Source organism: Janthinobacterium sp. NFX145 (assembly GCF_049810325.1).
GTDB lineage: Bacteria > Pseudomonadota > Gammaproteobacteria > Burkholderiales > Burkholderiaceae_D > Janthinobacterium > Janthinobacterium rivuli.
Genome location: NZ_CP187360.1, coordinates 34958 through 48810, shown reverse-complemented (window position 1 = coordinate 48810; position 13853 = coordinate 34958). Strand labels below are relative to the sequence as shown.

Annotated in this window: 1 protein-coding gene; it reads right to left on the bottom strand. The window is 68.8% G+C overall.

Features of this window, described 5'->3' with window-relative positions; all coding sequences use genetic code 11:
- Positions 1-117: 117 nt before the first annotated feature.
- Entirely contained in the window at positions 118-13767 is a 13650-nt protein-coding gene (locus ACPJXG_RS00160; RefSeq protein WP_425253049.1) for a filamentous haemagglutinin family protein, read from the bottom strand.
- Positions 13768-13853: the final 86 nt, after the last annotated feature.

Below are 13853 nucleotides of genomic sequence, written 5' to 3'. Positions count from 1 at the left end.
GTTGCCCTGTGTTGCGGCGCTGGGCCGGCGTTTTTTTTGTTGCTAATGCTGATCTACTGATGCCTAGACAGCCGCCGCGCGCGGCGACTGCCGAATGTCATCAAATGTTCATAAAACTCACGGTTGCAGGCCGCGCCGCTCGTTCGGCGTGAGCGCCTGCAGCTGCGGCGCCGTCAACGGCCCCGCGCCCAGCACCTGCACCACGCCGGCTGGCTGATAGCTGGACGCCTGCGGCTCGCCGCCCTGGTGCTTGCCAGCACCGCCCTCGTCCGCCTGCTCGTTGCCAAAGCCCAGCACCTTCACCGTGAACAGCGACGGTTGCGCCTGGCGCGTGGCGGCCCGTTCGCGCTGCAGCACGTCCTGCGCCGCCGTCACGGCTTGCGTGGCGGCCGCGCTGGCGTTGCTGAGCGCGCCCACGTTCACGGTGGCGACCACGGGCAGGCCCGCCGACTTGCCCTGTACCTGGACGTTTTCCGCATTGATCACCTGCAAGGCCGCCAGGTTGACGTTGCCCGAGACGCGGATGCCCGCCTCGCCCGCGTCGATGCTGCCCAGCGGGGCGATCAGGTCGATGTCGCCGGGCGGCACCTCCGGGATCGGGTTCAGGGTGGCGATGCCGGCGCCCGTGGCAGGCGTGCTCGGCGACAGGCTGACCAGGCCGATGCTGTCGTAGGTACGGCGCTGCGGCGTGTAGACGACGGTGGACTTGGTGCCGCGGCCCGCATTGATGTCGCCCGTGGCCGACCAGGCCAGGATGTTGCCGCCGAAGGTGGTGAAGATGCGGCTCTGGCCCAGCAGGATGCTGTCTTTCGCATACATCTGGATCTCGCCCTGTCCCTGCGTCAGCACGCCCGAGCCTTCGCCCGGCGCATAGCCGCCATCGACGCCGATCAGCGCGCGCCCGCCCGGCACCGTGATGCCGATGTCGCCGCCGGCATCCGTGTGAATGCCCGCGTCGTTGACGGTCACGTAAGGCACGTTGTAGTCGGGACGGCCCGCCTCGACCCATTCCTGCGGACTCAGGTAGCGCACGCCCGCGACGGGACGCTTGGTGTACACGCCGCCGTATCCGTTGACCGTGTACAACGCACTGCTGAACATCGTCAGGTCGCCCTGGTACTCGATCTTCTGGCCCGCCTTGTCCTGCGATGGGAACAGGGTGGCGATGGCTTCCCGGCCGCGCAGATAGCTGCCGCGGCGCATGCCGTCCGGATCGTTGTACTCGCGCCCGGCCGCCTTCAGTTCGGCAAAGTAGACATTGCTCAGGTAGACCTGCTGCTGCTCCTTCGGCAAGGCGGCAAAGAAGCTGCGCGCATCGGTGGCCGGGTCGTAGCGGATGCCCAGGCCGCTGTCGCCGCCAAAGCGCGTCGTCAGCCAGTTCACCAGGTGCAGCTGGCTGACCTGCGCGTATTCGCGCGCCAGGTCGCGCCGCACGGCGCCCGTCTGCTGGCCGGCCTTTTCCAGTTCCGCCTGCTTCGTGCCGAGGAAGGCGGACGCGCCCGCCTCATCGCCGCTGTAGGCGAACTGGCCGCGCAGCCAGTCGGCCAGGGTCAGCTTGCCGCCGTAGACATACACGGCGCTGCCGGCCTGGTCGGCCAGCGGCTTGGCCGGATCGGCCAGCCTGGACGGGTCCAGGTAGCGCGCCGCGAAGGCCGCATAGTCGGGACCGTTGCGGCCCACGCCGGCGGCCACGCTGATGCCGGCGCCATTGCCGCGCTTGTCCTGGCCGACATTGACGATGGAGCCGAGGCTGCGCAATTCCGCCTTGTCGGCCATGTACAGGTCGCGCCCGGCGCTCACGTTCAGCTGGCCCGGTCCCGCCACATAGAAAGTGCTGTAGCGGATATCGCGGCCGGCGCTGACGACGGAAACGTCATCGGCATGGCGGTGCACGAACAGGTTGCCGCGCGCCGACGAGCTGGCGAAGACGATCGGCTTTTCCGGCAGCTCGGGACTGTTGGCAAAGGGCTGGCCGGTCCATCCCGCCGCGCCGTCCGGCACGCCTTCGACGCTGCCGAGCGGCGTGCCGGAGTTGACGATGTCGCGCCCGGCACGCACGGCCACGGCGCCACCGCCTTCGTACCACACGCCCAGCGGGCCCGTTTCGCCCTTCAGTGTTCCCCGGTACACGATGCCGCCCGTGCGCAAGCCCACGATGTCGCCACTGTTGGCATAGAAGTGCGCGGGCACCTGGCCCGCCGGCACATAATCGGAGACCGTCGGCGGGGCCATGCTGAACAGCGGATACGTCTGCTGCGCACCGCTGGCGCCGTTGCTGGTCGCCCCCAGCAATTTCAGCGCTGAAGGCGCCAGCGCATCCTGGCTGACGTTATGCAGCGGCAAGTGGCCAAACCACACCGGTTCCAGGGCGCCGATGAAACCGGGATTGAACGGGTTCGGCAAGCGTCGCGGATCGGCGCCCGACTGCGTGATCGGATAGCCGGCCGCATGGATGGAGTCGGCGGCCAGCATTTCCAGCTGGCCCGCGCCCGTCCTGACAAATTGCGGCGCCACCGGCGACGGCGCCAGGATCACGCCGTTTTGCGGCATGTCGACCTTGCCGCCATCACCCAGCCTGCCCAGGCTGGCATTGCCGTAGTACAAACTGCCGCTGGCGGCCACGGCGCGCAGCACGGACGGCATGACGAAACGCCCGTCCGACGGCGCGTAGTTGTCGCCGACCGTCGCATTGATCCAGGACGAGGTGGGCGTCAGGTTGCCGCCCGCGCTGAACAGGTCGATGGCCGTGGCCGGCGTCCACAGCGAGAACCAGCTCCAGCCCTCGCCCTTGCGCTCCACGCCCTGGTAGCTGAACGGCGTGCCGTTGGCCAGCTGCTTCACGCGGCCCGCATCGGCCACGCCGCCCAGCACCACGTCGCCGCGTGCATCGATGCGCACGCCGCTGTCGCCCGGCACCAGGATAGGCCCGCCGCTGGCGATCGCCGTGCCCGCCGTGTAGGTTTCATACGGCCGCGATTCCTTCGGATCGGCACGGTCGAAGCGCAATTCGATGCCGCCCACGGCGCCCGCCTCCAGGCGCAGCGCGCCGCGCAGGTTGGTGAGCGTGCTGTTCAGGCCAGGCACCTGGCGTTCGAAACGCGTGTTCGGGTTCGGCCGGTCGCTATTGCTGTCGAAGCTGCGCACCTCGGCCACGGGGTTCAGCCCGCCGCCGATGCGGATATCGAGATCGCCGCCGCCCGTCAGCAGCAGCTTGCCGTCCGGCGTCACCCTGCCCGTGCTGCCCACGGCCACATTCAGGCCCTGGCTGCGCGGCGCGAACTCGCCGCCCGGATCGGCGCGCGAGGCCAGCATGCCGGCGTCGCCGCCCGCCTGCAGCAGCAGATTGCCGCCACCGAGGGTACCGATGCCCGTAAAGCCCGACAGGAAAGGCATGCCCGAATACAGGTCCGCCCCTTCGGTGCCCGGAATATAGGTACCGAAGTTGATCCACCATGCCGTCGGCACGCCGCCACCGGTGCTGCCGCTGCCCTGGCGCCACAGCCAGGTGCCGATGTCGCTGGTGTCCTGCTGTGGACGCAGCCAGCCGATGGCGTCTTCGCGCCGGCTGACGGAGGCGGCCAGCGTATCGCCCTTGACGTCGCCCTGGGCGCGCAGCAGCAGGTTGCCGCCATGCTCGGGATACCAGGCCCGGTACAGGCTCTGGCTGCCGCCGTCGACGAACGGGATGAAAGCATCGCCGTCCGTCCCCAGCAGCTGGCCCTTGACGGTCCGCGCGCGCGGCAGATTGAACAGGTCCTTGCCGCCCACCAGCGGCGAGGCCGACTGCGTGCCCGCCGTGTAGACGCCATACAGCGAACGCATGTCGAAGTCGCCCGCGGCAAGCAAATCGAGGTCGCCCGTGCCCGTGCGCAGCACGCTGAACAGGGCCTGGCGCGCCGGCTCCACGCTGATCACCTCAACGGGCGGCGTGCCCTCCGCCACCTTGATCACAAAGTGCGCAAAGTACTCCAGCATGATTTCCTCGCCGCCAAAGTCTTCGACATTGACGTCGCCCGGTCCGTAGCCCTCGGCGATAGCCGCATCGCTGTAGATATATTTGGCCGGCAAACCCGTGCCCGGCTTGATGGAAGTCACCTTGCCCATGCCGTAATGCGCATCGGCCAGCATCAGATGGGCGTCGTTCGCATGCGGGCGCAGCGCGCGCGTGTCGGCCGCCGCCGTATCGGCGCCGCCCACCAGGCGCAGCGACCACGCTTGCGAACCCTGGGCCAGCATGGGCGCCAGCGCCAGGTTGCGGCCCTGGCTGCCGCTGCCATCCGCGCTGCGCAGCGACACCATGGTGACGTCGCCCGGCAGCCTGACCACGGTGCCGGCGGGCAGCACGCTGCCCTTGTCCAGCGCCAGCGCCGAGGCCAGCACCACGCCATTGACGGCATTCGTGGCATCGGCCACATCCCACGGCCTGCCTTCGGGGAAAGGCAGGGCCACGTTCGCCGGCCACAGCATGGCCGCCACCCTGGCCGCGCCAGGCAGGCGCAGGCCGGCATCGAGCTGCATCCCGCTCGACAAGGTCAGCGCCTTTGGCAAGACCGTGCCGGCCGCGTACAGCACGCTGCCGTCGGCATTGCGCACGGCGCCGCCCAGCACGCTGCCGGCCGGCAGATTCAACTCCGCCGTCAAGGTGGCGCGCGCCGCCAGCAAGGTACCGCTGCGCAACTCCATGGCTTTCATCGGCACGGCGAAATTGACGCTCGTGCCCGATTTGAAATACGTGTCTTCGGCCAGGGTCACCAGGCCCGCTTGCGGCACGACAACCTCGCCGCCCCACGGCAGCCGGCCTTTCACCAGCTGCCAGCCCTTGTCATCGACCGTGACTGGCAGGGCGCTGGTATCGAAACCATCGGTGATGCTGCCAAAGACGCTGAGCTTGCCGCCAGCGCGCAGCACCAGCGCACCGGCCTCGCCCGAGCCGTACACGCCGCTCAGGCGCGCCAGCGGGTTGACGCCGTCGTAGCGGTGGCCGGACAGGTCGATGTCGCCATCGATATGCAAGTCGCCGCCCGGCGTGGCGCTGACGATCTCGACGCCGGGGCGCACATGGAAAGCGTTGGCGTCGCCGCGCAAGCCGCGCAATTTGTTGTCCATCAAGTTGCCGTTGGCCAGCGCATTGGCCATGAAGGCCTGGCTGTCCGCGTGTTTCTCGTCCAGATAGGCCTGGTTGATGCTCTGGTAGCTGCGGCCGTCCGCATCCTTGCCCGTGCCAGCCGGCGCATCCTTGTATTGCCAGAAGGCATTGACGTTGATGGTGCGCGCGCCGGCGATGTTCAGCGCGCCGGCCGCGTCGATGTCGATGTCGTCGCCCGTGGCGCCGCCCAGGCGGCGCGCGTTCAGGTCGATGCTGCCGTAGTTGCCACCCTTGTCTCCGCTGCGCAGGTCGAAGCGCGCGCCGTTTTCCAGGGTCAAGCGGCCGCCTGGCGCGGCCAGTTCGATCACGGCGCGGTTCGGCGCCTCGATCACCTGGCCATAGCTGTCCGTGCGCAGCACCGTGCCGTGCGCATCGAGCACGGCGCCGGACTGGATGGTGACACCGTCGCGGCCGGCCAGGCGGATGCTGCCCACCTGCTCGCCGCTGGCGTCGATGCGGCCGCTCACCGTCAAGCTGCCGCCGTCGACGGAGACGCTCACTTCGCGCGCCTTGACCTCGTCGCCGATGGTCAGATTGCCCTGCTTGAGCTGGAAGCTGCGGCTGCCGAACACCTTGCCCGTGTTCAGGCGCTGGTTCAGGCCGGCGAAGTCGCCGATCTGTTGGGCGCGCACCTCCACGCCGCCCGCCGCGTAGGCTACCTGGGTGCCGCCCGCGTCATAATGGCCGCTGGCGCCGCCCAGCAGGCTGCCGCGCAAGTCGGCCGTGCCTGCCGCGTCGCCCGTGGCGACGACGCTGAGCTTGCCGGCGCGGTTGTTCACGGCCGACACGTCGATCACGGAAGCGGCCGCCTGGCGCACGTCGCCTGCGCGGCTGTCGAGGATCACGTCGCCGCCCCAACTGTACTTGCTCGTGTCATAGAAATCGATCTTGCGGCCCGCCAGGTCCAGCTTGGCCTTGTCGCCCAGCAGCACATCGCGCTCGGCCGACAGGGTCAGCTTTCCGCTTGGCAGAACCACCGAGGTATCGACGCTGACACTGTTGCCGCTGAGCGCCACTTCCGCGCCCAGGGCGCCGGCCAGCGCCGCATTCGTCGGCGTGGTGGCGGCGGGGGTAGCGCCGGCCGGCGCGCTCACCTTGAGGTCGCCGCCCGCCGTGATGCGGTTGACGGAACCGGCCGCTCCCGTCAACAGCGGCGTGTTGATCAGCAAATCGCCGCCGCTGTAACGGTAGCCATTGGTGGCCGTATCCCACGCGCTTTGCGACTGGTAGACGGACAGGCTGCCCTTGTTGTTGGCCGTCAGCTGTTCGCTGGCATTGAGCGCCACCTGGCCGAAGCCCAGCATCAAACGGTCGAGGTGATGGATGGTGTCGGGACGGCTGTCCGGCGTGAAGCCGAACTCGATGCGCCTGGCGTCGACCTGCAAACGGCCGCTGCCCGTGCCGGGACCATTGGCGACGACGGCGCCGGGCGCATTCGTCGCGCCCTGCCACACGAGGGTGTCCGTGTGGATGCGCGCCAGCGCGTCCGTGCCGCCATAGCCGTAGATGGCCGGCGTATTGAGCACCAGGCGCGACAGCGAGGACTTGCCCGTGGCCGCATCGATGGTCGACAGTTGCGACGAATCATAGAAGTTGAAGGAATTGCGCGCCGTCAAACCCAGGCTTTCCAGCGCCGGTGCGCCCGTGCTGGTGTCGCCGCGCAGCAGGCGGTCGAGCACGCCCTGGTTCAGCGCCAGGCCGTCGGGCAAGGCGCCGCGGGCGCTGGCGTCCGCCAGCGACGCCTCGCTGCCGACATTGATGGAGCCCATGCCCAGCACCAGGTTGCGCGTGCCGTAGCGCACGTTGTCGCGCAGGGTAAACGCGCGCTCCGTCACGGCCGCGATGGTGCCCTCGGAATACAGCGAGGTGCTGCCGCCGCAGGCGCCGCCAACTTTCGTGCAGGCGCCGATATCGATGATGCCGGGGCCATACGATTCGGACGACGGCGGCGCGGCCGGCAGCATGTCCAGCCAGCCGTTCGAGACGGCCAGCACGCTGCCCATGGGCTCGTACACATAGCCGTCGCGGGAATCCCAGGCGGCCTTGCCGCGGCCCAGCGTATTGATGCCGGAGCCCTGCTCCAGGATGATGCCGCCGTCTTTTCTCGCCGTCACCAGAAACACTTCGGCCGCCTTCAGCACGGCGCCGTCGCGCAGCACCATGCCGCCCGCCGATTCGTTGATGGCGGCGATATTGGCGCGCTGGTTGCTGCCCGTGCCAAATTCGCTGTAGTTCACGCGCGGCAAGCCGCCGATGCCCACGCGCTGGGCGCCGAAGGCGTTGATCTGCGACGCATGCACGGACACGCCATCGAAATCGGCCAGCGGCGCCGTGCCGTCGGCCAGCACTTCGTAGCGCGTCGACGCATGGTTGCCCGTGCCCAGCAACAGGGAGCCGCCGAAGCCGCCCTCGGCCGGCGCGTACAGGGCGCTGCCATCCATCATCAACGGCGTGTGGTTGTCCTTGACGCTGTGCACGGACGGGGCGATCAGCTGCACCCGCACGCCCTTGGCATCGCGCTCGAGCGCGGCGCGCGGCACGCCGTCGCGCGTGGCCTGCGCCACGGCGAAGGCGGCATACCCGGTCTCGTTGTATTGGGAATAGCTGCGCAGCACGGCGGCCGGCGTCAGGATGGCTTGCTGCGCCACCACGTCGCGGATCGCCGTGCCCGCCACACCCGTCTGCGCCGCCGTGGCAAACGAGCCGTTGCGCATGGCGATCGTGCCGCCCGTCTCGACGGCGCCGGCCAGGCCATTCAGTTCCACGCGGAAAGCACCGGGCAGCAGGGCGAAATTCGATGGCAGCAGGGTGTAGGTGCCGGCCGCCAGGCCAGGCACGCCCGCGGCGATGGTGATCTGGCGTCCCGCGGCGGGCTTGCCCGCGCCCTGCTCCGCCATCAAAGGCGCCACGTCAGGCTGTACCCCGGGAACGATGGCGTACACGGGGTTGGTATTCAGGCCGGGCAAGGTAAAGCCGCCGTTCGGCTTCATCTGCACCAGCGGATTGAGGCGCGCGTCGGTGGAGCCGCCGCGTCCGGCCAGGAAGGCCGCACCCGTCAAGGTGCCGCCGCCCGACATGTCGAGCACGGCGCCTTGTTGCACGTCGATGGCGGCGCCCGTCAAGGCGATCTCGGGGCCGTTGCCCACGCCCTTGAACACGACATCGTTGCCGTCATACAGGTAGCTCAAGCCATCGAGCGTGCCGCCGTAGGGCATCGTCAAGCCTTTCGCGCTGACCGAGGTCAGGCTGCCAGGCAACAGGTTGACGCGGCCCGTATTGGCTTCAAAGCCTTCGGCGCCCAGGTTGATCTGGCCCAGCGGCGCGCGCAGCACGCCGTGCTGGTTGATGGTGGGCGCAACCAGGCTCAGGGTTCCGAACACGGAAAACGGCTGGTTTGGCGTGGCGCCGTCGCCGCTGCGCCCGATATTGAGCGTGCGCAGCGGATCGAGCGTGACGCGGAGGTTGCCGTATTCGTCGATGCCGCTCTGCTGGCCCACCGTGACCATGCCGCTGTCGCCCGTGGCCGGGTAGATTTGCGCGGCCACCAGGGTGGCGTTGCCGGGCTGGTACAGGGCGGCGCTGTTCGACAGGCGCATGTCGCCGCGGCTGTTCAGGGTCAGCTGCTCGAAGGCATCGCGCTCGACCACCAGGTCGGCGCCGCTGCTCTGCGCAATGGTGCCGCGCGTACCCATGTTGACCTCGCCCGCGATATCGAGCATGCCCGCATCGATCTGCAGCAGGGAATCCTCGGCCACCAGCGGCACGCCCAGAATGCCGCGTCCCTTGCCCAGGTTCTTCGAGCCTTTCACGGCATTGGGCACGATGTAATCGTCCTTCTGCGCACGCACGGCCGTACCCAGGCGCACATACGGCGCCGCCAGGTGCACCTGGCTGGCAAGGCTGCCCGCCTTGTCCTGGCCATCGGCATCCGGCTGGGGCGGCTGCTGCGCCAGCCCCAGCGAGGCGGCGCTCAGGCGCAGGCTCTGGCCCAGCGACAGCTTGACGTCGCCGTCAAAACTGAGCATGCCGTTCACATGCAGGGCCAGGTTGTCGAAACCCCCCGCCTGCACGCGGTCGGCGCCCAGGCGCGCGCTGCCGTAGCGCAGCGCCGCATCCTGCTGGCCGGCGCGCAAGCCCTCGGGCAAGGCGCTGTCGCCCTGCACCTGCGCCAGCTGCAGTTCGCGCGGCACGCGCACCGCGTTGTCCACGTTGTCGCCTTGCAAGTTGTAGCGGTTGACCTTGCCATAATTGGGCGTGTCCAGCGCCAGCGCCAGGGTGCCGCCGGCCGCACCGGCGCCACCGGCCACGGCGCGCAGAGTGCCGTCGGCAAAGATGCCGTTATACGAACTGAGCGAAATCAAACCGCCGTTGCCGGCCACATTGACGGCGCCCTGGTTCGGCAAGTCCAGCGTGGCTTGCGCGCCGCTGGCGTCGAGCAGCGCACCTGGGCGCACGACGACAAAGGCATCGGCCGCGTCGACGCTGGCCACGTCGGCCTTGTAGCGGGCGCCGATCTCGATGCTGCCGCCCTTGTCGGCACGGCCATAGCGGTCGCCGCGCATGTCGGTGGCGACCGTCGCGCGGCCGGCGACGTCGAGCACGGCCCTGTCGCCGATCCAGATCGACGTGGCTTGTCCCTTGCCGTTCGGTACATCCACATCATTGCCCGTGCCAAACGTGCCGGGCAGGACGGCGATCTTGCCACCCCGGGCGTCGAGGCGGCCGTCGATGGTGATCTGCGCATTGCCCGTCAGGCTGATCTGGCGGCCCGGATCGACCGTGACGACGGCGCCTTGCGCCACCGCCAGATCCCCTTTCACGTGCGGGCTGCCGGCCGTCAGCGACAGGTCGGCGCCGGCGCGCTGCGTCAGACGGGCCTTGCGCGCATCTTCCTGGTACAGCTCCGGCGTCCACAGTTCCAGCGCGGCAGCCGGATCCGTGCCACTCGCCACCGTGTGGCCCGTGGCGGGATTGAAGCGCAGCACGGGCATCTTCACATCGACATGCGCATCCTTGACGACCACGACGCCATCGCGGCCCGTGACGGCGTAGTCGGCAAAACCGCTCTGGAACAGGCTGGCGCCCAGCGCCAGCATAGGCTGGACGGTCACGTCGCGCCCCAGCACCGTGCCGGCCGGCAGCAGCATGCCGCGCGGCGCGCGCAAGTCGTCGGCGGCGACGCTGCCGGCCGCATACTGCGTCATCACCGGCTGGATCGGCAAGCCGTTCGGAAAGACCGCCGCCGAGACCACGAAGCCGGCAGGCAGGCTATTGATGGCAGTCAGCACGCTGCCGGCGGGCGCAATGGAACCCTGGTAGACAGACGCGCCGCTGGCTGTGGTGACATAGGCGCCCGGCGGCACCAGCAGGTCGGCTCCCAGCACCAGCGGTTTCTGCGCCGACACGTCCACCGTCACGGGTTTGCTCAAGGCCTGTCCCGGCTTGATCAGGCTGGTACTGAGTGCAAAATCGAAGGGGATCTTCTCGCCCTTGGCGATCAGGAATTCATCGGCCAGGCGCAGGCCGATGGGGGCGCTGCTGCCACCTGGCAACACGTCGCCACCCTGCAGCTTGCCGCCGATGCTGACGGCCGCGCCGCTGTCGATCACCAGGCGTCCGCCGCCTTTCACGCCATGGCCGCGCAACTCGCCGTCGAGCTTGAGCATGGCGCCCGTCGGCGCTTTCTCCGTCGGCAGATCGACCGCCAGGGTGATGTCGCCGCCGCGCCCGCCCTGCAAGCTGCCATTGCTCATCAGGGCCGCGCCCGACGAGACGTCGATGACGCTCCCGCCCGCCAGTTCGACGCCGCCCGAGCTTTTCAAGGTGACCTTGCCGCCATTCACATACGGCAAGCCGGCGACCGCGCCCGGATCGAGTTCCAGGTTGCTCCACAGGCCGCGCGCATCGAGACGCACGCCGGGCGCCACGCGCACGCCGGCCGTTCCCGTGGGACGGTTGTCCGGCACCAGCTTGCCTTCGGCCCATACCGCACCCGCATTCGCCAGGTAGCGCGAGATGATGTCACCGGCGGCGATGCTGCCGCCGCGCGCACTGACGTTCGCCTTGATGGCCACGTCGGTGGCGTGCAGGGCGACGTCGCCGCCATCGGCCGCGCGCACGTCGGCGTTGACGTCGAGCTTGTCGTAGGCGTAGATATTCAGGGCGCCCAGTTCCAGGCCATTGAGCCAGTCCGCATCGAGCTGCAGGGTCTTGCTGCGCGCGGCCGGCAAGGCTTCAGTGAGCAACTGGCCATCGGCGACGGGCGCCACCTTGCCGATCTCGACTTTTTCCAGCACGGCTTGCGGGCTGTCGCGCAGCTGGCCCGCCTTCGTATCGAAGACGGGCGTCATTTTGCCGACGATCAATTGACCGGCGCGCGCGGCCGACGTCTGCGCCTGCTTGTAGCTATCCATGCCGTCATCGCGCTTGCGCTGCTGGCGCTCGCCCTGGAACACGGACGTGTCGATATCGCCTTCCAGCACGGCCGCGCCCGTGGACACGATCAGGCGGCCCGCGTCGCGGCCCACCGTGTAGCCGTTTTCCAGGCGTTCGCGCGGGCCGATCAAGGCATTCGCGTACGTCTCCGTCGTGTTCGCGCCCCAGCGCGCATGCGTGCTTTCATAGCCGCGGTACAAGCCCGTGTACAGGTTGTCGCCGGGGGCCGTGCTGAGCTTGTACATCGCGCCATCGGCGCCCTTCAGCCACGTCTGCTTGACCATGCCCGTCTGCACGTCCAGCGAGCCGCCGGCGATGTTGATGCGCGAACCGGCCTGCGTCACCACTTCGCCGCCGCCAAAGCCGACGGTGCCGCCCTGGGCCGCCCATTCGCCGATGCCGTGGCCGCTGGTATTGAGGTAGCCGCTCACTTCCAGCAAGCCGCCGGCCGTGTACCAGCGGTCCGTGGCGTAGCCATTCGTGCCGGCCGGCACCAGCACCAGGTCGCGGCGGTCGACCCACACGTCGCTGTTGTTCAGGTATTTCGCGTCGCGGCTGCCCGGTGCGTCGCGCTGTTCGTTACCCTGCACATTGATCAGCACATTGTTGCTGCTCATGTCGACCTTCACGCCGACGGCGCCGGAGACATCGATGGCGGCGTCGCGCGCCACGTGGCTGCGGCGGGCCGCGTCGACCAGCACCTGGCCGCCCGTGGCCAGGGTCAGCGAATCGCCTTCGAATTCCACGTTGCCGGCCGAAACGATGCGCACCAGCGACTGGTCGCGCCGGTCCAGCGGCGTGTCCGTGCCCTTGCCCGTGTCTTTCAGCAAAGTATCGCGCTGTACGTCGAGCGCCGTGGCGCCGTTGTCGTCGATAAAAATGGCGCTGACGCTGCCGCGTCCCATGGTGACCTTGGCGTCCTCGCCCGCCGCCGACAGGTGGATGGCGCCGCGTCCGTTGACGGAGGTACTCGACAGCAGCATGCCGTCCTGGCGCAGCGTGTTGCCGCTCAGCGTGATGTCGCCGCCGGCCGACTGGATCAAGCCGCGGTTGACGACGGCGCCGGCGCCGCTGCCGGCCGTGCGCAGCATCTCGACTTCATTGCCGCGCGTGCTCGAATACTGGTTCTTGTCCGTGCCCTGGCCCGGGCGCACGACGATGGCGTCACCGGCGGCCAGCGTGGTCTGGCCATTCGGCGTGGTGATGGCGCCCGCATTGTCGACGCTGCGGCCGGCCAGCAGCACATAGCCGCCGCCTTCCGTCACCGTTTGCGGCTTGCGCGTGTCGATGCGCGCGCCGGCGGCGACGACGACATCCGCTTCGGCCTTGCCATGCGTAAAGGTATTCTGGCCTAGCAATAAATCATTCGCGAAGGTCGGCACGGCGCCCGCGCCCTGCGCCTTGCCGTACAGGCCGCTCTTGAACTGGCTGTCGCTCATGCCCATGGCGGCCGCCGCCAGGTTGCGCGTATCGACCTGGCTGCTGCCTGTAAACACGATGCCGTTGCGGTTGACGATCATCACCGTGCCGTCGGCCTTGATCTGGCCCTGGATCTGGCTGGGGCGCGCCAGCGGATCGTTGACCCGGTTCAAGACGGACCAGTTCGATTTCTGGTCGAACTGCAGGGTGGTGTTCTTGCCGACGTTAAAACTTTCCCAGTTCAAAATCGCCTTGTCGTCCGTCTGCACCACCTTCACGACGGTCTTGCCGTCGGCCTGGGTCTGCACAGGGCCCTGGGCGTTGAGCCAGCCCGCCGTCAGGCTGTTAGTGTCGACCTGCAAGCCGCCCTTGAGCAAGCCATCGGGCGCACCGCCGGCGGCCAGCGCCGCCTGGCGCGCGGCTGCCTGTACCGCCTGTTCGGCGGCGATGCCGCGCGCGGCCAGCAACAGGTTGTTCAGCGATTGCTGCAGCTTGCCTTCGGCTTTTTGCTGCTGCAGCAAAGGATTGTTCAGCGATGTGGCCGGCTGGCCATTCGGCAAGCGTCCCGTGGCGGCGGCCGTGCCCTGCTGCGCCCCCTTGCCCGCGAACCAGGCGCCGCTGAACGGCTGCTGCGCCTGCGCGCCGCCCGCCTGCAGCAGCATGGCGATGGCCAGCGCCAGCGGTTTCAAGCGCACCGGGCGCCCGTTGTGGCTGCCCGCCATGGCGGAGGAGGATGCGTGTTTCGTGACCGACTTGCTTCGCTGCATGGCGACATTCCCTTTTCATGTTCCGTTGCTGACCGATATCGCGAGGCGGCGCGCGGCACGCACGGTGGCGGGCGGCAGGCACTGAT